Source organism: Robertkochia solimangrovi, from assembly GCF_007279655.1.
Taxonomy (GTDB): Bacteria; Bacteroidota; Bacteroidia; order Flavobacteriales; family Flavobacteriaceae; genus Robertkochia; species Robertkochia solimangrovi.
Window position 1 is genome coordinate 407,376 of the sequence record NZ_QKWN01000006.1, and the last position, 19,873, is coordinate 427,248.

16 protein-coding genes and 1 other RNA gene are annotated in these 19,873 nt (G+C 41.6%); 10 read left to right on the plus strand and 7 right to left on the minus strand.

Annotated elements, in window-relative coordinates; translation table 11 throughout:
- Positions 1 to 169: 169 nt before the first annotated feature.
- On the minus strand, positions 170 to 2,356 hold the full coding sequence (locus DMZ48_RS10030) for a glutamine synthetase III family protein (RefSeq protein ID WP_143954998.1): 2,187 nt from the start codon (positions 2,354 to 2,356) through the stop codon (positions 170 to 172).
- Between the two features lie 277 nt (positions 2,357 to 2,633).
- On the opposite strand from DMZ48_RS10030, the gene DMZ48_RS10035 reads away from it, so the two are divergent.
- The gene (locus DMZ48_RS10035; protein WP_143954999.1) at positions 2,634 to 3,656 is read left to right on the plus strand and encodes a glutamine synthetase beta-grasp domain-containing protein; all 1,023 of its coding nucleotides are present in this window, start codon (positions 2,634 to 2,636) and stop codon (positions 3,654 to 3,656) included.
- 788 nt (positions 3,657 to 4,444) lie between these two features.
- Here the strand turns inward: DMZ48_RS10035 and DMZ48_RS10045 are convergent.
- Entirely contained in the window at positions 4,445 to 5,380 is a 936-nt protein-coding gene (locus tag DMZ48_RS10045) for a calcium/sodium antiporter (RefSeq protein ID WP_143955001.1), read from the minus strand.
- Between the two features lie 185 nt (positions 5,381 to 5,565).
- Between DMZ48_RS10045 and DMZ48_RS10050 the strand changes: the two genes are divergently transcribed.
- The 3 genes from DMZ48_RS10050 (at position 5,566) to DMZ48_RS10060 (ending at position 8,311) form a co-directional block, all read left to right on the plus strand.
- On the plus strand, positions 5,566 to 5,928 hold the full coding sequence (locus DMZ48_RS10050) for a BlaI/MecI/CopY family transcriptional regulator (RefSeq protein WP_143955002.1): 363 nt from the start codon (positions 5,566 to 5,568) through the stop codon (positions 5,926 to 5,928).
- A gap of 76 nt (positions 5,929 to 6,004) precedes the next feature.
- Positions 6,005 to 8,038, plus strand: coding sequence for a M56 family metallopeptidase (locus tag DMZ48_RS10055; RefSeq protein ID WP_162558700.1), 2,034 nt, complete (start codon positions 6,005 to 6,007; stop codon positions 8,036 to 8,038).
- A gap of 120 nt (positions 8,039 to 8,158) precedes the next feature.
- Positions 8,159 to 8,311, plus strand: a complete 153-nt coding sequence (locus DMZ48_RS10060) for an SsrA-binding protein (protein ID WP_143955004.1) — start codon at positions 8,159 to 8,161, stop codon at positions 8,309 to 8,311.
- On the opposite strand, the gene DMZ48_RS10065 is transcribed toward DMZ48_RS10060, so the two are convergent.
- Positions 8,308 to 8,820, minus strand: coding sequence for an adenine phosphoribosyltransferase (locus DMZ48_RS10065; RefSeq protein ID WP_143955005.1), 513 nt, complete (start codon positions 8,818 to 8,820; stop codon positions 8,308 to 8,310). The genes DMZ48_RS10060 and DMZ48_RS10065 overlap by 4 nt on opposite strands.
- 190 nt (positions 8,821 to 9,010) lie before the next feature.
- Between DMZ48_RS10065 and DMZ48_RS10070 the strand changes: the two genes are divergently transcribed.
- The 3 genes from DMZ48_RS10070 to DMZ48_RS10080 all read left to right on the plus strand — a co-directional run bounded on the left by DMZ48_RS10070 (position 9,011) and on the right by DMZ48_RS10080 (position 12,433).
- A complete protein-coding gene (locus DMZ48_RS10070; protein ID WP_143955006.1) occupies positions 9,011 to 9,802 on the plus strand; it encodes an N-formylglutamate amidohydrolase in 792 nt (263 codons plus the stop codon).
- A 2-nt stretch (positions 9,803 to 9,804) separates the two neighbouring features.
- Positions 9,805 to 11,184: a formimidoylglutamate deiminase gene (gene hutF / locus DMZ48_RS10075; RefSeq protein WP_143955007.1), complete on the plus strand. Its 1,380-nt coding sequence runs from the start codon at positions 9,805 to 9,807 to the stop codon at positions 11,182 to 11,184.
- 253 nt (positions 11,185 to 11,437) lie between these two features.
- A complete protein-coding gene (locus DMZ48_RS10080; RefSeq protein ID WP_143955008.1) occupies positions 11,438 to 12,433 on the plus strand; it encodes a 2-hydroxyacid dehydrogenase in 996 nt (331 codons plus the stop codon).
- Positions 12,434 to 12,490: 57 nt separating this feature from the next.
- On the opposite strand, the gene rny is transcribed toward DMZ48_RS10080, so the two are convergent.
- The 4 genes from rny to DMZ48_RS10100 form a co-directional block, all read right to left on the minus strand.
- Positions 12,491 to 14,056 (minus strand): ribonuclease Y, encoded by a 1,566-nt coding sequence (gene rny / locus DMZ48_RS10085; RefSeq protein WP_143955009.1) that lies wholly within the window; start codon positions 14,054 to 14,056, stop codon positions 12,491 to 12,493.
- A 49-nt stretch (positions 14,057 to 14,105) separates the two neighbouring features.
- A non-coding RNA gene (gene ssrS / locus DMZ48_RS10090) (6S RNA) lies at positions 14,106 to 14,225 on the minus strand.
- A gap of 63 nt (positions 14,226 to 14,288) precedes the next feature.
- Positions 14,289 to 14,579, minus strand: coding sequence for a cell division protein ZapA (locus DMZ48_RS10095; protein WP_143955010.1), 291 nt, complete (start codon positions 14,577 to 14,579; stop codon positions 14,289 to 14,291).
- A gap of 16 nt (positions 14,580 to 14,595) precedes the next feature.
- Positions 14,596 to 14,886 (minus strand): hypothetical protein, encoded by a 291-nt coding sequence (locus DMZ48_RS10100; RefSeq protein WP_143955011.1) that lies wholly within the window; start codon positions 14,884 to 14,886, stop codon positions 14,596 to 14,598.
- A gap of 173 nt (positions 14,887 to 15,059) precedes the next feature.
- On the opposite strand from DMZ48_RS10100, the gene DMZ48_RS10105 reads away from it, so the two are divergent.
- The 3 genes from DMZ48_RS10105 to DMZ48_RS10115 all read left to right on the plus strand — a co-directional run bounded on the left by DMZ48_RS10105 (position 15,060) and on the right by DMZ48_RS10115 (position 19,872).
- On the plus strand, positions 15,060 to 16,745 hold the full coding sequence (locus DMZ48_RS10105) for a M23 family metallopeptidase (protein WP_143955012.1): 1,686 nt from the start codon (positions 15,060 to 15,062) through the stop codon (positions 16,743 to 16,745).
- A gap of 68 nt (positions 16,746 to 16,813) precedes the next feature.
- Entirely contained in the window at positions 16,814 to 19,222 is a 2,409-nt protein-coding gene (locus tag DMZ48_RS10110) for a TonB-dependent receptor (protein WP_242009175.1), read from the plus strand.
- Entirely contained in the window at positions 19,222 to 19,872 is a 651-nt protein-coding gene (locus tag DMZ48_RS10115) for a hypothetical protein (RefSeq protein WP_143955013.1), read from the plus strand. Before DMZ48_RS10110 ends, DMZ48_RS10115 begins: the two co-directional genes overlap by 1 nt.
- Position 19,873 lies beyond the last annotated feature (1 nt).

The window sequence follows — 19,873 nt, forward strand, 5'->3', positions numbered from 1 at the left end:
AATCACCAGATTAAATTGATTAATAGCATTTCAAATATAGTAAATCGTCATTAACATTTATTATTCCGATCCATTAAATTAGACGGATTGCACAACATTTCGACAAACTTTTTAAAAACTCAGTTTAAATACCCTTTTCAAATAAAAGTCGGTCATACACCGATTTTCATTACTTTGTAAACAGTAATTCGCGATATTTTGTCAGCGGCCAAAGGTGATCATCGACCATTAATTCGAGCTTATCACAATGGTATCGGATATCTTCAAAGAACGGCAACACCTTCTCGCAATATGCATCGGCCTTCAATTGTGCATTCTCCATTTTATTGGCCAATCGGCGCTCTTCGGTCATATTGTTCACTTTGGAATTTATCTCTGCAATATGGTGTGAAACCGATTCGATGATATCCATCTGCTCCGATGCGAGTTTTTTGAAATCTGACCCGAACACTTCTTTGAGTCCTTTAACATTTTCAATCAACATATTCTGATATCGGATCGCTGTCGGGATCACATGATTCCTTGCGATATCTCCCAACACCCGCCCCTCGATCTGGATTTTCATGGCATATTCTTCCAATTCAATTTCATGCCTTGCTTTTAACTCCACAGAGCTCATCACTTCCAGCTTTTCAAAAAGTTCGACAATCTCTTCAGTGATCCCTGCTCTTAATGCCGCTGGTGTCGTTTTGTAATTTGTGAGTCCGCGTTTAGCTGCCTCCTTCTCCCAGAGTGCGCTATACCCGTCTCCTTCAAAACGAATTCTTTTGGATGCTTTGATATATTCCCGAAGCACATTAAATACAGCCTCATCTTTCTTTAAACCCTTCTTATCGATAAGCTGATCGACCTCAGCTTTAAAGTCCTTCAACTGTTTTGCCATGATCGTATTTAGTACTGTCATTGGTTTAGCACAGTTCGCTTTGGAACCCACAGCCCTCAATTCAAATTTATTTCCGGTGAAAGCAAAGGGTGAAGTCCGGTTTCTATCGGTATTGTCGAGGAGGATTTCCGGGATCTTACCTACTACATTCAGTTTAAGATCGGTCTTTTCCTGAGGGGAGAGCTTACCCTTAGATACATCTTCCAGCTCATCCAGCACTTTTGTAAGTTGTGACCCTATAAAAACGCTGATGATAGCGGGAGGCGCTTCATTAGCTCCCAGCCTGTGATCATTACTTGCAGAAGCAAAGCAGGATCGTATCAGTGCTTCGTTGTCATGAACTGCTTTGATCGTATTGATAAAGAAAGTCAGAAACTGCAAGTTCTTCATCGGTGTACTCCCCGGACTCAAAAGGTTTACCCCGGTATTTGTGGATAGTGACCAGTTGTTATGTTTACCGGATCCGTTGATGCCGGCAAAAGGTTTTTCATGAAACAAGACCTTAAAATTATGTTTATCGGCAATCTTATCCATTACATCCATCAATAATGAATTATGATCGACCGCCAGATTAGCCTCTTCAAAGATCGGGGCAATTTCAAACTGATTCGGCGCTACTTCATTATGACGGGTCTTTACCGGAATTCCCAATAACATACATTCCTGCTCAAGATCTCTCATATAATTAAGGACACGATCCGGGATCGATCCGAAATAGTGATCATCGAGCTGCTGCCCTTTTGCAGGTGAATGCCCTAACAACGTTCTTCCCGCCAGCACGATATCAGGCCTCGAACTGGCCAAAGCCTTATCGACCAGAAAATATTCCTGCTCCCACCCGAGTGTCGCATTTACCTTGGTAACATTTTTATCAAAATATTTAGCTACTTCGGTGGCTGCCTGGTCTACTGCCTGAAGCGCCCTTAGCAACGGCGCCTTATTATCCAGCGCTTCACCGGTATAAGAAACAAAAACAGTAGGTATACACAACGTAGTACCATATACAAAAGCGGGAGATGTAGGATCCCAGGCGGTATACCCTCGGGCCTCGAACGTATTCCGGATTCCTCCATGAGGAAAACTGGAAGCATCAGGCTCTTGCTGCACCAGTTGATCTCCCCCGAATTTTTCTACGGCATGCGCATTGGAAACCGGTTCAAAAAAGGCATCATGTTTTTCTGCAGTAGCACCGGTAAGCGGCTGAAACCAGTGTGTATAATGAGTCGCCCCCTTTGAAAGCGCCCAATTCTTCATCGCTGCTGCAACCTCATCAGCCAGCTTTCGATCGATTCTGGCTCCCACTTCCATAGAATCCATCACGCTCTTAAAGGCATCCTTTGAAAGAGTTTCCCGCATGACCATTTCATTAAAAACATTTTTCCCGAATAACTCAGAACGCTTCCCTTTTATGGTAACGGAAACCGGCTTTCTTTTATAGGTTTCGTGTACCGCCTTAATACGAAATGTCGCCATAATTTGTTATAAATTATTATATTTAAGTACCTATTGTTCTATAAATAACAACCGACAGAAAAACCGGTTTTGAAATGACAGCAAAAGTCTGAAAATAATTTATTTTTTGGGCTGTCAGCCGGATAAAATTAATAAATTTCGAAAATACCCCTTTAATAAATAGGGTATCCGTAAAAATATTTATGCCCTCAGGAAAATCACCCTTCATTTATTATGGGTTTCAGAAAAAAATATATTTTTGCTTATTAGAATGTTCAATTTAAACTAAATCTAAGTTATGAGTAAGGCTAAACTTGAGTACATCTGGTTGGATGGTTATCAGCCAACACAGGAACTTCGAAGTAAAACCAAAATCGTCAATGATTTTGACGGTAAATTAGAAAGCTGCCCGATGTGGTCTTTTGACGGTAGTTCTACACTTCAGGCTGAAGGAAATTCTTCCGACTGTCTTTTAAAACCTGTTGCGATCTACCCTGATCCATCAAGAGAGAATGGTTATTTCGTTATGACCGAGGTTTTAAACCCTGACGGAACTCCACACCCATCGAACGGTAGAGCGATGATCGATGATGATGATAATGATTTTTGGTTTGGATTTGAGCAGGAGTACTTTATTATGGACAATAAAACAGACCTTCCACTTGGTTTCCCAAGAGGTGGTTTCCCTGGTCCACAAGGACAATATTATTGTTCTGTAGGTGGTCGTTACACCTGGGGTAGAGATCTTGTTGAAGAACATCTTGATCTTTGTCTGCAAGCCGGACTCAACATTGAAGGGATCAACCAAGAGGTTGCTCCGGGACAATGGGAATATCAGAACTTCGCAAAAGGCGCTAAAAAAGCCGGTGATGAAATCTGGGTTGCCCGTTACATCCTTAACAAACTGACAGAAAAATACGGTTACTATATCGAATTACACCCGAAACCAATCCACGGAGACTGGAACGGGTCAGGAATGCACGCTAACTTCTCTAACGGAACACTTCGTACTGCTGGAAGTAAAGAAGTTTACGAAAAGATCTGTGAAGCGTTCAGACCTGTTACTAAAGAACATATCGCCGTTTACGGTGCCTACAACGATCAACGTCTAACCGGAAAGCACGAAACTCAATCTATCGATCAGTTCTCTTACGGAGTATCTGACCGTGGTGCTTCAATCCGTATTCCAATCGCAACTGTAGAAAGCGGATGGAAAGGATGGTTAGAAGATCGTCGTCCAGCATCTAACGCCGATCCTTACAAGGTTGCTGCAAGAATTATCAAAACTGTTAAGTCTGTAGACGTACCTGTAGAGGCATAGTAGATTTTAACTAATTCCATGATCGAAAAGGCTATTCTGTTTAACGGAATGGCCTTTTTATCTTTTATGTTACAATGTAACAGGTTGCTTTGTGCCTTAGTCGGTAAACAGAAAACGATAAACAGAAAACGGTAAACGGATCACAGCTTACTGCTTCACTGCTTTACTGCTTCACTGCTTTACTGCTTTACTGATTTACTTTGTTACCATGTTACGGGGTGACTTGTGACGGGATACAGATAACGGAAAACGGAAAACGGAAAACAGAAAACAGAAAACAGAAAACAGAAAACAGAAAACAGAAAACAGAAAACGGAAAAACAGATAACAGAAAACGTTCAACGCTATTTAGGGATGTTCAGGAGAACAGATTACAGTTTACTGCTTCACTGATTTACTGATTTACTTTGTTACCATGTTACGGGGTGACTTGTGACGGGATACAGATAACGGAAAACGGAAAACAGAAAACAGAAAACAGAAAACAGAAAACGGAAAAACAGATAACAGAAAACGTTCAACGCTATTTAGGGATGTTCAGGAGAACAGATTACAGTTTACTGCTTCACTGCTTTACTGATTTACTTTGTTACCATGTTACGGGGTGACTTGTGACGGGATACAGAAAACAGAAAACGGAAAAACAGATAACAGAAAACGTTCAACGCTATTTAGGGATGTTCAGGAGAACAGATTACAGTTTACTGCTTCACTGATTTACTGTTTACCAACGTCACAATGTAACATCGTAAAAGGCTACACCGTGACGAAAAAACCTAATCGCTCAATCACCGAACGGTAAGATAAACGAACACAGCATAGCACCCCAGTAATACAATACCATCTCTCCACCCAAGTCGTAATCCTTTCGGAAAAAATACAAGTGGAAGAATCAGGAATGATACAGCAAGCATCCAGTATATATCGTTAGTAAGCAATCCGGCATCTACTATGGTTATAGGTGTAATCATAGAAGTTATTCCAAGCACTGCCAGAATATTGAATATATTTGATCCGATCAGATTCCCCAGGGAAATCGCCTTTTCCTTTTTTAATACCGCAATCACAGAGGCAGCCAACTCAGGTATACTCGTGCCTACCGAAACTACGGTCACTGCAATAATACGTTCGCTCACATTATAGAAACGCGCCATCCCTACAGCCCCCCTGATCAACAATTCAGAGCCTCCCCAGAGTGCTACACCTCCAAACAACAGGTACAGAACCAACTTCACTGCCGAAAGCGGCTCCCCTACCTCCTCCACCTCATCAACAACAGCAGGCTTTTGAAAACGCAAAAGATAAATAAGAAATACAATAAGAAAAGTAAACATCATCCCGCCTTCCAAACGATCGAGCTTTGCATCTGTAATGACAAAACCAAACAACATAATGGAGGCGATCATCATCATCGGCCAGTCAGTTTTATAGAAGCTTCGCTCCACATCAATCGATGATAACACTACCGTTATACCCAGTACGAAACCGATATTGGCAAGATTCGACCCAATAACATTTCCCATCGCAATATCAGGAAACCCTTCAAGCGCAGCATTAACACTCACTATGAGTTCCGGAGCTGATGTTGCAAACGAAACAACGGTCATCCCGATCACGATTTTCGGTATCTCGAGCTTCAGTGAGAGATCCACGGCAGCTTTAAGCAACCAGTGTCCACCCATAACCAATAATACGAGTCCGATAACAATAAGAAGAAAGTTCATAGAGGTCTGTTTAGCCTGTAAATATAAGCATACCAAAATTTCTTTCCATCGAAATTACCCGATTAACCTTCTCCTCATTTCCGGGCAGCACAAAAGCTGAAAACTATAATTTTAGTTAAAAAACTACAAATATAGTTGTATAACTAAAAATCTCGTTATATATTCGAACTCAAGAAAACAGTGTTATGCAAAAACTGACAAATAAAGAAGAGGAGGTGATGAAGATCATCTGGAAACTCGAAAAGGCTTTCGTCAAAGAAATCCTCGAGGAGTTTGCCAATGATGACCAGAAACCACACTACAACACCTTGTCAACGATCGTAAGAAATCTGGAAGAAAAGGGATTCGTCGGTCACAAAGCCTTCGGAAAGACCCATCAGTATTTTCCTTTGGTTGCCAAAGAAGACTATAGGAGCAAATATATCAGCACCGCTATAGAGGATTATTTCAATAATTCCTACAAGAACCTGGTATCCTTCTTTGCCAGGGAAGAAAAGATCAGTGCTGCCGAGCTCAGAGAGATCCTTGATAAAATCGAAAATAAATGATATTGGAATTATGATAGTATATTTAATAAAATCAAGCGCTCTTTTAATATTGTTCTGGGTCATTTACCGGGTATTTTTGAGCAAAGAAACTTTCTTTAAACACAATCGATTATTCCTCATGACAGGCTCCGTTATCGCTGTGTTGCTCCCTTACTTTGAAATAATCAAAACAAAAACAATCACCCTGCATCAGAATCTGATACAACCCTCTTTCAACATTTCCGAGACTACACCGGAAGCCCCTGCCGTTTCGACCGAAGACCTCCTAACCTATATATATGTTGGTGGATTGCTATTTTTTGGAATACGCTTTTTGATACAATTATTATCGTTATACAGACTTAGCAGACAATGTAAAAGATCCATTGACCGAAACTTTGTGCTTCTAACGCATAAACACATAGAAACTCCCTTCTCCTTTTTCAGATACATCCTGATCAACCCTGATCTTTATGATGAAAATGAATTCCATACCATCATGGAACACGAGAAGATACACGTACGCCAATGGCATTCACTGGATATTATATTTATGCACCTCCTCACCATTGTGCTATGGTTCAATCCATTTACATGGCTCTACCGTAAGTCCGTTGCTCAGAATCTTGAATTTCTTGCAGACAAAGGTGCCAGTGAGATCACAGAAAGCAGTAAAGCCTATCAATATATCTTATTGAAACAACACACAAATCATAATCAATTATCGATCATCAATCCATTTTTTAATTCATTAATCAAAAAACGAATAGTTATGTTACATCAAAATCCCTCTAAGAAAAGAGACTTATTCAAGCTTGTCCTACCACTACCCTTCCTGTTAATTTTCACACTGATGTTCAATACCAGAACCGTGGCTCAGTATAAGGTAATTCAGGAAGAAAAAATGGTAAACAATGAAGCGCCGATCACCAAAACTTCCTTTATTCTCTCCAATAAAATGTCAGACAGCGACCTGGAAAGTTTAAAAAAAGATCTTAAATCGGAATACGATCTGGACTTCGATTATAGTCGGGTAAAACGCAACGAGGACGGACTCATATCCCGACTCAAGGTAAAACTACAGCAAGGCAGCAACAAAGCAAGTGCCAGCTATGAAGTACCTGATGGGATTCCTGCGCTGGAACTCGGAGTAAAGAATGGAGATCAAATCTTTATTCATAAGAATCATGAAGCACCTGCAAGTACCGGGAATTTTGTGATTAAGACCGCTGGGAATGGTGGAGCCGACACCATTCAGGAAGTGATCGTTAAAGGATATGGCTCTTCAGGAGCATCGAACGATCATAATGCCGTTTGGGTTACAGAAGAGTCTGGTGATGATTCTTTGAACAAGGCAGTTACGGTTACCGGTTATATCTTCAAGAATAATAACGATAGTACAACCGTCAAGGGACTCGACACTTCTTCTACGAAAACTTTTACATTCACCACTGAAAATGACGACGCGCATACCATCGTCAAAAGTACCGGAGGAAACACTGCACAATGGATCCAATCTGATAGCGCTAACACTCCTTACCAGATTCAGATCAAAGAGGTAAACGAAACAAAATCTGAAAATGGTGAAAAGCAATTTAATGTCACCGTAAGTGAAGATTCAGGCAATGGAATGACCTGGGTAACCCGTGAAGAACAGGATACCGTAAAAACTAAAAATAAGATCGTGATCCGTCAGACTTCTGAAAAAGGGAATGGCATGGTTGTGACCACCAATCAGGAAGGTACTCCCTTATACATTCTTGATGGTAAAGAGATCACCCAGGAAGAATTGCAGAATCTCAGCCCTGAGAACATCGCTTCCATAAGCGTACTAAAGGATCACAGCGCTACAAATGTCTATGGAGAAAAAGGAAAAAACGGAGTTATCCTGATCACATCAAAGACCAATGCGGGTCAGGCTAAAACCATCACGGAGAAATCTACATTCATTGTTGATGCAGAAATGGAAGGAGCCTATTTCGAGATCGATGGAAAACCCGCTACTTCTGAACAGGTTAAGAATCTTGATCCTTCAAAAATTGCTTCCGTAATGGTCTTTAAAGGAGAACAAGCCATTACCAAATATGGTGATAAAGCTAAAAAAGGTGCGATCATTATCAAGATGAACTAAAATACCCACTTCCATACTTTGAGAACACCCGAATACAAATCGGGTGTTTTTTTTTTGGATGAAACATCAGATAAACAGGATGCTTACACCAACTCGAAAAAAATTGGTATTTTCACATTTATGAAAAAATCAATCTACAAGTTTCTGGCAAAATTGAATAAAATCGTTCTGCCATCCTATACAAAGAAAAGACTGGATCTCGCTAAAGCCAGTAAATTACAGCTAGCCATTATCGGCTGGAGGGCCTGGGTCACCAAAAGGGCTATCGACTAATATTGTAGCAGGCTTTCGATCGATCTTCCTTTAAGCAGCTCTGCACCTTTCAGAAAGGTCAATTCCATCAAAAAATTCAACTGGATCACCTCCCCTCCTAAACGTTCCACAAGGTCGCAGGCAGCTTTTGCGGTACCTCCGGTAGCGAGTACATCATCATGTATCAAAACACGCTCTCCAGGTTGGATTGCATCGGTATGCATTTGCAAACTATTCGTTCCATACTCAAGGGAATAATCTTCTGTAATCGTTTCAGCAGGTAGCTTCCCCGGTTTACGTACCGGAACGAAACCACATTGCAAACGCTCTGCCAGCAGCATTCCAAAGAAGAATCCGCGGCTTTCCATAGCAACGACACGATCGATATTTTTTCCCGAAGAGAATTCATACAACTGATCTACCACATAACGAGTAGCCTTATAATCATTCAATAGCGGGGTTATGTCCTTAAATAGTACTCCCGGCTTTGGAAAATCGGGAATATCCCTGATAAATGTAGTGAGTTCCATAGTTTGATAACCGTAATTTCTACGCTATAAATATACGTAAACTTTGTGCGTTTATAAATCTTATAACAGAGTTGCCCTATAGGATAAAGACTTAAAATTTAGCGACTAATCCACAAAAATTACTTTGCTTCCATTGAGCTGAAGCCATTAAGGTTTCTTATTTTCGCCCTCAATAAATGAATGATCGATCATGGAAATCTATACAATTACAGAACCTACCACCACTCCGGTTCCGATAATTATCAGTTCCCCGCATTCAGGAACTGCATTCCCGGAGGATATACGTGCCCAATACAAGAAGGAAGCTGTCGATAATCCTGATGACACCGATTGGTTCATCGACCGGCTTTACGATTTTGCTCCTTCTATGGGAATTAAAATGATCTCTGCAAATTACAGCCGATGGGTGATCGATCTGAACCGGGATCCCGAAAGTAAACCCTTATATAATGACGGCAGGGTGATCACTGCACTAACTCCGGAAACCGATTTTAATGGAAATTCCATTTATGTGGGCAGTACACCTGATTCAGAAGAAGTAAGCAGACGTATAAAAACCTATTACCAACCTTATCATGCAAAAATCGCCGGCATGCTGGCGGAATATCAGGCAAAATTCGGAAGGGTACTGCTCTTTGACGCACACTCCATTCGGAAAGTAGTTCCGGGGATTCGCTCTGAAGCCTTCCCTGATCTAATTCTGGGAGATAATGACGAAACATCTTGCAGCAAGGAACTAATCGATATCGCATATAACGCACTTTCCACTGCTGATTACGAACTCATGCATAACCACCCGTTCAAAGGCGGATATATAACAAGGTCGTTCGGTGATCCGACTCAGAATATACATGCGTTACAATTGGAAATGGCAAAAACGAACTACATGAACGATGATGAGACCGAATACCATGAAGAAAGGGCAGCTGCAATACGAAAAGTATTGCAGGGAGTCTTTAACAACCTGATTGAAAAGATCTGAATATGAAAGCGCAAAAAGAACTATATTTTAAAGGACTACTCCAAAAAGAGGGATGGCTGGAAAATGTTCGTGTCGACCTGGATGATGAAGGGAAAATTTTAAACATCTGCCCAGATATTAAGCATGACACAGCTTCGGGATTTGCGATACCGGGATTCCAGAATGCCCATTCACATGCATTTCAGTACGCAATGGCCGGACTGGCGGAATACCATCGCACCGGTGCCGCTGCCGATGATTTCTGGTCCTGGAGAACTGCGATGTACGATCTCGCGTTAAGCATTTCTCCGGAAGAACTGGAATCCATCGCCACGATGCTTTACGCAGAAATGCTAAGGCACGGATACACTTCCGTGGCAGAATTCCATTACCTTCATCACGATCCTGATGGTAAACCATACAGTGACCTTTCAGAAATGGGATCGCGACTGATCGCAGCTGCAAAAAAGACTGGAATACGTATCACCTTGGTCCCTATGTTCTATCAGACCGGAGGTTTCGGACTTCCCCCCACTGAAAAACAACGCCGCTTTCTTTCTTCCTCCCCCGATGATTATTTTAAACTGCTGGAAGCTACTGAAAAAGCAACAACCTCCTATGAGGGCGCAAGTAGTGGAATCGGGCTCCATTCTTTACGTGCAGGCAGCACTGATGCTATCAAGGAAATATGCCGCACCTATAAAAAGGACCGACCTTTCCATATTCACCTTTCAGAACAATTGAAAGAGATCGAAGATTGTTTTGCTTACTATGGCAAAAGACCGGTAGCCTGGTTCTCTGAACAGGTAGCTCTGGATAGTAACTTCCACCTGGTTCATGCCACGCATCTAGACGACAGTGAATTAAAAACCATTGCAGGATCCGGAGCCAATGTGGTTATCTGTCCTTCCACCGAAGGAAACCTGGGAGACGGGCTGTTCAGGTTCAGAGAATATATGGACCTTAAAGGCAATTGGTCTATTGGAACGGATAGCCATGTCGGACTCAACCCTCTTGAGGAACTAAGGATCCTGGACTACGGCCAACGATTGATTTCCCACAAAAGAAATACCTTTGTCACCCCTGAAAGCGGCGACAGCGGCTTGAATGCAATCACCATGGCATGGGAGTCCGGCAGAACTGCAATGGGAGCCTCTATAGAATCATTCTTCAAAAAAGGTGAACCATTTGATGCCGTAGTCATGAAATCAGAGAGTCCATTGATCACCACCGCTTCCACAAAATATCTGTGTAACACCTTCCTCTATAGTGCAGATGTTTCCGATATGGAGGGCACCATTGTCAATGGTAACTGGAAAGTGAAGTCAGGAAATCTTCCGGAACAAGATAACATCCAGGCTTATTTTAAGGATACATTACTCAAACTCGGAACACGAAAATAAAATCAATTCAGGCAGGCAATTCTTCATCTGCCTGGGTTTTAAGTTACAATGTTACTTGTTACTATGTTACTTGTTGCGGGTTACTGGTTACTGGTTACTATAAAACGTAGTTACAAACCTCATAACTGATAATTCAAAACTTACAACTTATCTTAATTCACATAACGAAGCAGTATGCTGTAAACTGTTTTGCATAAACTATTTTCTGTTTTCTGTTTTCTTAATAAATTTATGGAAATAAGTAGTGACTATTATGAGAATAGCTGTTTTCAGTACCAAGTCCTTCGACCGTGAATTCTTTGAGCGATCGAATAAGAATTTCACTGATATTCATTTGAAATTTTTCGATGTCCCCCTCAATACAGACACCGCTAAGTTGACTAAAGGATATGAAGGTATCTGTGTTTTTGTAAACGATCAGCTCAATGCGGAAACCATTGCTTTATTAAAGGAAAATGATGTAAAACTGATTGCCTTACGTTGTGCAGGATTTAATAATGTCGACCTTAAGGCAGCTGAAGAACACGGTTTGAAAGTCGTCAGGGTTCCAGCATATAGTCCACAGGCAGTAGCGGAACATGCTCTTGCGCTCATCATGACCTTGAACAGAAAGACCCATAAGGCTTATAACCGCGTCAGGGAAGGAAATTTTTCACTGGAACGCCTGATTGGCTTCGATGTACATAATCGGACGGTAGGCGTAATTGGAACCGGTAAGATCGGCATGCATTTTTGTAAGATTATGCAAGGGCTTGGTTGTCGCGTTATCGCTTATGATAAATACCCTTCAGACACGGTTAAAGGTATGGGGATACCATACGTCACTCTGGACGAACTCTTTGCACAAGCCAATATCATTTCACTACATTGTCCGCTGACTGAAGAAACAGAACACCTGATCAATGAAGTTAGTCTTAGTAAGCTTAAGAAAGGCACCATGCTAATCAATACAAGTCGTGGTGCCCTTATCGACACCACCTGCGCCATAGAAGCACTAAAGTCAGGACAGCTAGGTTATCTAGGCATTGATGTATACGAGCAGGAAGAACAACTATTCTTCCGGGACCTTTCGGAAAGTATCATCAAAGATGATCAGATCATGCGACTGATCTCCTTTCCCAATGTATTGATCACCGCTCATCAGGGATTTCTAACCAACGAAGCACTGGAACAGATCGCAATAGTGACCTTAACCAATATCGAACAGTTCTCCAAAGGCCAGAAACTGGAAAACGAAGTTGTATTATAAAAAAAGGGATGCTGTCACTACGTCAGCATCCCTTCTATATGGTTAATTCCGAAGAATTTATTTTGCGATATTAACCGCTCTTGTTTCTCTTATCACGGTTACTTTTACCTGTCCGGGATAGGTCATATCCGTTTGGATCTTCTGAGAAATTTCAAATGACAGTTCAGAAGCTTTGTCATCACTTACTTTCTCACTTTCAACGATCACACGAAGTTCTCTACCTGCTTGAATAGCATAGGCCTTTTTAACTCCAGTGAACGCAAATGCGATATCTTCAAGGTCTTTAAGACGTTGAATATATGAATCAAGCACTTGTCTTCTGGCTCCAGGTCTGGCGCCGCTGATCGCATCACAAACCTGAACGATAGGCGCAAGAAGCGTTTTCATCTCTATCTCATCGTGGTGAGCCCCGATAGCGTTGCACACATCCGGTTTCTCTCCGTATTTCTCTGCCCATTCCATACCCAGGATTGCGTGAGGGGTCTCAGTTTCAGAATCCGGTACTTTACCGATATCATGGAGCAACCCTGCGCGTTTCGCAAGTTTTGGATTAAGTCCGAGTTCAGCTGCCATCACCCCACAAAGTTTAGCAACTTCTCTGGAGTGCTGTAACAGGTTTTGCCCGTAAGAAGAACGATATTTCATACGTCCAACCGCTTTGATAAGCTCCGGATGTAACCCATGTATACCGAGATCTATTACGGTTCTTTTTCCAACTTCGATGATCTCTTCTTCGATCTTCTTAGACGTCTTTTTAACGACCTCTTCAATTCTCGCCGGGTGAATACGACCGTCTGTCACTAGTCTGTGTAGCGATAAACGTGCAACTTCACGTCTTACGGAATCAAAGCAGGAAAGAATGATCGCTTCCGGCGTATCATCAACGATGATCTCAACACCGGTGGCAGCTTCGAGTGCACGAATATTTCGCCCTTCTCTACCGATAATACGTCCTTTAACGTCATCAGATTCCAGGTTAAATACCGAAACACAGTTTTCGATAGCTTCTTCGGTTCCAATACGCTGAATGGTATTGATAATAACTTTCTTAGCCTCTTGTTGCGCGGTAAGCTTTGCCTCTTCCATGGTATTCTGAATAAAGGCCATAGCATCGCTTTTCGCATCGCTTCTAAGCGATTCGATCAATTGAGCTTTCGCCTCTTCTGCTGAAAGTCCGCTGATCACTTCTAATTGTTCGATCTGGCTTTTATGAAGTTTCTCCACTTCACTTTGTTTCTTATCCAGATAATCCAGTCGGTAATCATAATCCTTTACCTTCTGTTCGATCTCTGTATTGAGCTTTTTATTTTTAGCCAGCTCGTTGGAAACCTGAGACTCTTTATCTCTGGTTCGTTTTTCGGCATCTGCCAGTTTTTTATCCTTGGCAATGATCACCTTTTCGTGTTCTGCCTTCAGTTCGAGGAACTTCTCCTTAGCCTGGAGTATTTTATCTTTCTTAATACTCTCCCCTTCGTTCTTCGCTTCCTTTACTATATTATCGGCTTCTTTCTTAGCGTTTGAAATGACCTTTGAGGCATTTCCTCTTTCGAGCACTTTAGCTATTACAAACCCAATGACTATTCCTAAAACCCCAACGATAATCCATAATTGCGTTGTATCCATCTTAATTTATATTTAAAAAAAAAGCCTACATCGGCCTTGAGTTTTGTACAAACTCCATAAAACAGGTTTAAGGCTACCAGACTGATCAAGGATCCGCCCATTCGGTAAAACCGAAAGCGGCTTGCTTTAACAATCCGAACTCACCTTTTTTATAGTATTCTTGTTGAGTTTGTCAAAAAAAATGCAACCAATGTAGGCAGTAACATTATACTATTTAAAAGAACGTAAGAACTTAGCTCATATGCTTAGATAGCAAACTATCAAGCGCTTTTAAGCGCTCTTCGAGTACTACGTTTGTATTTTCTTTATCGATACTCTTTTGTTCCACCTGAGACGCGAATTGCAGTGCGCACATCGCCAGAACGTCCTGTTTATCTCTAACAGCATAATTCTGTTCAAATTTCTTTATCAAAATATCGATGTTCTTTGCAGCCTTACGGAGCCCCTCCTCCTGGTCGGGGTCGATCGTCAGGGGGTAAACCCTGTCCGCTATAGACAACTTAATTTTAAGTTTCTCTCCCATAGGTTATTTTAGAACATTATTCGGAAAGCTGCGCGATACACTGATCAATTTCCCGAATTAAAGTATTTATTTTAAGCTTAGCTTCAGTCTTGCTTTCATTACTGCCAAGCATTGAATTCGCAAGTTTGAGTGAGCGGTATTTCTCCTCCCATTCCTCTATGGAATGCTGGAGATCTTTGACCTTGCCTTTAGATTTCATCAATTCTTCAGACAACCTGATATTTTCACGGCGTTGCTCTTCGATTTTTAGCAACAACCGATTTACTTTACTTTCCAGTGAATCAACGATTTCCAGAATATCACTCATGAATGCTCTATTCAATACGTATATTTACAAAGTTAACATACCTGAGTATACCTCGCAATACCTGAGAAAAATTTCTTTACCTGTTAATATTTGCATGAAAAATCCGTTAAACCTCATATAGTTTTCATCTTTTTAAAGCATTTAATTATTTTAGCTTCCCAATGATTTATGTTATGCGGTACACCCTTTTATGTCTGACCTTATTCGTCTCCTTTATTCACGCACAATCTTCGTATCCAACGGATGCCTTCGCACCACCACTGGACATTCCTATAGTATTGGCGGGGAATTTCGGAGAATTACGGTCGAACCACTTTCATGCAGGACTCGACATAAAAACAGAACAACGCGAAGGTCTGAAGGTACATGCTTCTGCCACAGGATACATTTCCAGGATCAAAATTCAGCATTACGGCTATGGGAAAGCTATATACATTCAGCATCCCAATGGCTACACTTCTGTCTATGCCCACTTACAAAAATTTGCTCCAGAGGTTGAAGCTTATATCAAAAAACTGCAATATGAAAAGCAGTCTTATGAGGTAGAAGCTTTCCCTAAACCCTCAGACCTGAGAGTGGAACAAGGTGACATCATAGCCTACAGTGGGAATACCGGGGGGAGCGCAGGGCCACATTTACATTTTGAGATTCGTGACGGAGCACAAAAACCTATAAATCCACTTTTCTTTGGTTTTGACGTTAAAGACACCGAAGCCCCCCGTGTTCTGGGTATATTCGCATTTCCTCTTTCCGAAGATGCCAGCGTAAATCACAGTGGTAATACGATGCAGTTACAATTGCTCGACCAGCATGATGGTACTTTCATCACACAAAAAGTCAATGCTACCGGCACCATAGGATTCGGTGTCAATACTTACGACAGACAGGATCTCGCTTTTAATAAAAATGGCGCCTATACGGTCAGACTTACCGTTAACGGAACTCCAAACTTCGGTTATAGTTTCAACACCTTTTCTTTTGGAGAAAGCAGCTACATAAACACGATGATCGACTATGATCGTTACACCAGTAAAAATGAACGTGTTCAAAAACTCTTCCTCGAACCCTACAACAAGTTAAAGATCTATGACACCAACATCAATAACGGACTGGTAAAGATCGAAGAAGGTCAATTCTATAAAATTATGCTGGAAGTCTCAGACTTTATGGGAAATACTTCTACAGTAATCATCCCCGTTGAAGGTAAAAAGGAAACTATTACAGATCCTAAAAAAGAGGAAAAGACGGAATATTATCTGTTATGCAACCGAGACAATATGTATGCTACTGAGAAAGCAACGGTATTCTTCCCTGATGGTACCTTCTATCATAATTTCTACCTGAACCTGAAAGAAGAGAACGGTGTGGTCAAAGTACACAGCGATAATCTTCCTGTCAAAAACAGATATACACTGAGTATAAAGGATGCTTCTGTACCGGAAACAGAAAGAAGACAAACCTTTATCGCTCATCTGAATGACAACGGAACACTTTCCTATCAAAACACCTACAGAAAGGGAGACGTATACAGTACAAGAACGAAATCTCTCGGTAGTTTCACCCTGGCTAAAGACACTACTGCACCCGTAGTTAGACCGGCCAACTTCCGCGATGGACAATGGCTCACCAACTATAATTTTCTAAAAATAAAAATATCAGATGACCTCAGTGGAATCAGTTCCTATGATGGCTATATCGATGGCAAATGGGTTTTGATGGAATACGAATACAAGGACAATTCCCTCAGTTTCAATTTTGATGATCTGCATTTCGAAGGAACAAAACACACTTTAGAAGTAAGAGTAAAGGATAATGTAGGAAATAGTACTATTTTTAAAGCAGACTTTTACCGGAAATAAACGTGCTCAAATTCAAAGGCTTCCGATTCATTCTTTTTGTCACATTTTCAATGCTGACCCTGAATTGCATGGCACAGACCGCCAATGTCAGAGGAATCATTCTCGATGAGGAGCAACAACCTATCGCCGGTGTCGCAATTCATTCCGATCATTTCCTGGGTAATAGTGACGAAAACGGATTTTATTCCATCGATCTGAATACCAACCACCAAACAGAACTTATCTTTTCTCATATAGGTTATAAAAGTGTGCGTATTAAGATGGCACTCCAACCTGGTGAATCCTTAGAATTCAACCCGGTGATGTCGGTACACATCGAGCAAATCGGGCAGGTGATCATAACTGCTTCAGGGAACAGACAGATCGACGGCTCTGTAAAACATCTAAGCCCGGAAACCATTCGCCGTATTCCCGGAGCCAATGCTGGAGTGGAAAATTTACTGCGAAGTCTGCCTGGAGTAAATTCAAATAATGAACTCAGTACTCAGTATAATGTAAGAGGTGGTAATTTTGATGAAAATCTTGTTTATGTGAACGGTATTGAAGTCTATCGACCTTTTCTTATCCGATCAGGACAACAGGAAGGATTGAGCTTTATCAATACAGATCTGATCTCCAATATCGCTTTTTCTGCAGGAGGTTTTCAGGCTAAATACGGAGACCGGATGTCTTCAGTTCTCGATATCACCTATCGCGAACCTGAAAAATTCGGGATCGGTGCGGAAGCCAGTCTCCTGGGTGGAAGTATTTTTTTTGAGACCGCTTCCAAAGACGGCAGTTTTACTGCTCTTGTGGGTGCACGTTACCGCGACAATCGCCTATTGGTTAACAGCAAGCAAACAGAAACGAACTATAATCCGGTTTTTGCAGATGTTCAGGGATTGATCAGCTACCGCCTGAATCCCCAACTCAAACTTAGCTTTTTTGGAAACCTAAGCACTAACCGATATAATTATGAGCCCTTAACACGTCAAACCAATTTTGGCACCATTGCGGAACCCATGGCTCTGGTCGTCTATTATCAAGGCCAGGAAAAGGATCGGTACAATACCCGTTTTGGAGCACTTCAGGCCGATTACCATCCCGGTAGTAAAACACGATTAAACTTCACAGGCTCTGTTTACCACACCACTGAACAGGAATATTTTGATATTCTTGCACAATATCGTCTCGGCGAGGTAAACTCAGATATAGGTAGTGAAGACCTCGGCCAGGTGGGTTATACCACTGGCATCGGTTCTCAATTGAACCATGGGCGTAATCTGCTGGACGGACTCATCATTTCTGCATCGCATAAGGGAAGCCACGATATTGAAGGAAACCTTATCGAATGGGGTATACGCTACACTCATGAGAATTTCCGAGACCGCTTGCAGGAATATGAGATCATCGATTCTGCCGGATTCTCTATAAGACCTCCATTGCCACAATTTCAAAATGACCAGCCATACTCTCCCTATTCAGGTGAGCTGGAAGCATATCAAAACATACAAGCGCAGAATGATGTAAATACCGATCGAATAGCCGGATTCATACAATGGAGCAAACGATTTCAAATGAATGCAGGTGTCCTACAATTCAATGCAGGACTCAGAACACAGTATTGGAACGTGAATGACGGTCATGAAAATTCCTCCCAAATGATCTGGAGTCCGCGCGCACAGATCTCTTATAAACCGGATTCCGGAGCAGATATGGTATTCCGCATGATGGGTGGTTTATACCAACAACCGCCATTCTACCGGGAACTCAGGGATTCAACAGGTACGGTAAGACCACATGTAAAAGCACAATCCTCCTGGCATATTGTTGCCGGTCATGATATCGCTTTTAAAATCTGGAAACGTCCTTTTAAACTCACCTCAGAACTCTATTACAAGAACCTATGGGATGTCAATCCGTACACACTGGAAAATGTAAGGATCAGGTACAGAGCTACCAATAATGCGAAAGCTTATGCCTACGGAGCGGATCTCAGGCTTAACGGTGAATTTGTGGAAGGCACAGATTCCTGGTTTAGTGTTGGTTATATGAGAACCGAAGAAAATATCGATGGACAAGGATTTATTCCCAGACCTACTGACCAGCGCCTGAAATTTGCCCTATTGTTTCAGGACTACGTTCCGACGATTCCGAATCTAAGACTATACCTGAACGCCGTTTACAATACCGGGGTGCCAGGAGGATCTCCCAGCTATGCCGATCCGTACGATTATCAATTCCGACTACCGGATTACAAAAGAGTGGATCTGGGTATCAATTATGTGTTCACCGATGCCAGAAAGCGTTACCCAAAAGGACATTGGCTATATAAATTCAAGGAATTGTACGCCGGGTGCGAGATTTTCAATATTTTTGACATCCGGAATTCGATAACGAACACCTGGGTGAGGGATGTATATTCCAAAAGACAATATGCAATTCCAAACTATATGACCGGAAGGGTGTTCAACGTAAAACTTGGAATGAAGTTCTGATGAACAAAAAAATCTTATTATTGCTGATTGCCTTTTCAGGCATAATGACGGGGTTCGCACAGAAAAAGAATATATACGAAAGCAGCTCTTTTGATGAATTGAGTAAAGATCATAAGACCGTTGCCATTCTCCCTTTCAAATCAAGACTCGAACTTGACAACTCTGATCACCTTTCAAAAGAAGAAATCCATGAAATGGAGATCATTGAGGCTTATGAAGTTCAGAATGCTTTGGAGCACTATTTCCTTAAACGTGATAACCGCAGGAGCTATCGCGTGAACTTCCAAAATGTAAAGAACACGAACGCCATTTTAGCCAAAGCAGGAATAACCCCTGAAAATCTCGATATCCACACGGTTCATGAGCTTTGCAAAATCCTCAATGTGGATGCATTGATCACTGGAGATATAAGTTTAAATACGCTGATTTCACAGGGAGTTACCGATTCATTCAGTTTTGTGGACTTCTTTACCGGAAAAAGTGATTATGGCCGTATTGCCATAAAGCTAAGTGACGGAGCCACCGGAAAACTTCTCTGGAAATATGAAAAAGAGATCAATAAAAAATCGGGTAAGAATACCAATGCAATCATCGAATCCATGATGCGTCAATCCACAAGAAAATTCCCGTATTCCCGGAACAACGATTAAG

Excerpts from the sequence above, each read along its gene's own strand:
- DMZ48_RS10030 (WP_143954998.1), bottom strand. The coding sequence starts at position 2,356 with ATGGCGACATTTCGTATTAAGGCGGTACACGAAACCTATAAAAGAAAG.
- rny (WP_143955009.1), bottom strand. The coding sequence starts at position 14,056 with ATGGATACAACGCAATTATGGATTATCGTTGGGGTTTTAGGAATAGTC.
- DMZ48_RS10095 (WP_143955010.1), bottom strand. The coding sequence starts at position 14,579 with ATGGGAGAGAAACTTAAAATTAAGTTGTCTATAGCGGACAGGGTTTAC.
- DMZ48_RS10035 (WP_143954999.1), top strand. The coding sequence starts at position 2,634 with ATGAGTAAGGCTAAACTTGAGTACATCTGGTTGGATGGTTATCAGCCA.
- DMZ48_RS10080 (WP_143955008.1), top strand. The coding sequence starts at position 11,438 with ATGAGAATAGCTGTTTTCAGTACCAAGTCCTTCGACCGTGAATTCTTT.
- DMZ48_RS10065 (WP_143955005.1), bottom strand. The coding sequence starts at position 8,820 with ATGGAACTCACTACATTTATCAGGGATATTCCCGATTTTCCAAAGCCG.
- DMZ48_RS10050 (WP_143955002.1), top strand. The coding sequence starts at position 5,566 with ATGCAAAAACTGACAAATAAAGAAGAGGAGGTGATGAAGATCATCTGG.
- DMZ48_RS10115 (WP_143955013.1), top strand. The coding sequence starts at position 19,222 with ATGAACAAAAAAATCTTATTATTGCTGATTGCCTTTTCAGGCATAATG.
- DMZ48_RS10045 (WP_143955001.1), bottom strand. The coding sequence starts at position 5,380 with ATGAACTTTCTTCTTATTGTTATCGGACTCGTATTATTGGTTATGGGT.
- DMZ48_RS10060 (WP_143955004.1), top strand. The coding sequence starts at position 8,159 with ATGAAAAAATCAATCTACAAGTTTCTGGCAAAATTGAATAAAATCGTT.
- DMZ48_RS10070 (WP_143955006.1), top strand. The coding sequence starts at position 9,011 with ATGGAAATCTATACAATTACAGAACCTACCACCACTCCGGTTCCGATA.
- DMZ48_RS10100 (WP_143955011.1), bottom strand. The coding sequence starts at position 14,886 with ATGAGTGATATTCTGGAAATCGTTGATTCACTGGAAAGTAAAGTAAAT.
- DMZ48_RS10110 (WP_242009175.1), top strand. The coding sequence starts at position 16,814 with ATGGCACAGACCGCCAATGTCAGAGGAATCATTCTCGATGAGGAGCAA.
- DMZ48_RS10105 (WP_143955012.1), top strand. The coding sequence starts at position 15,060 with ATGCGGTACACCCTTTTATGTCTGACCTTATTCGTCTCCTTTATTCAC.
- hutF (WP_143955007.1), top strand. The coding sequence starts at position 9,805 with ATGAAAGCGCAAAAAGAACTATATTTTAAAGGACTACTCCAAAAAGAG.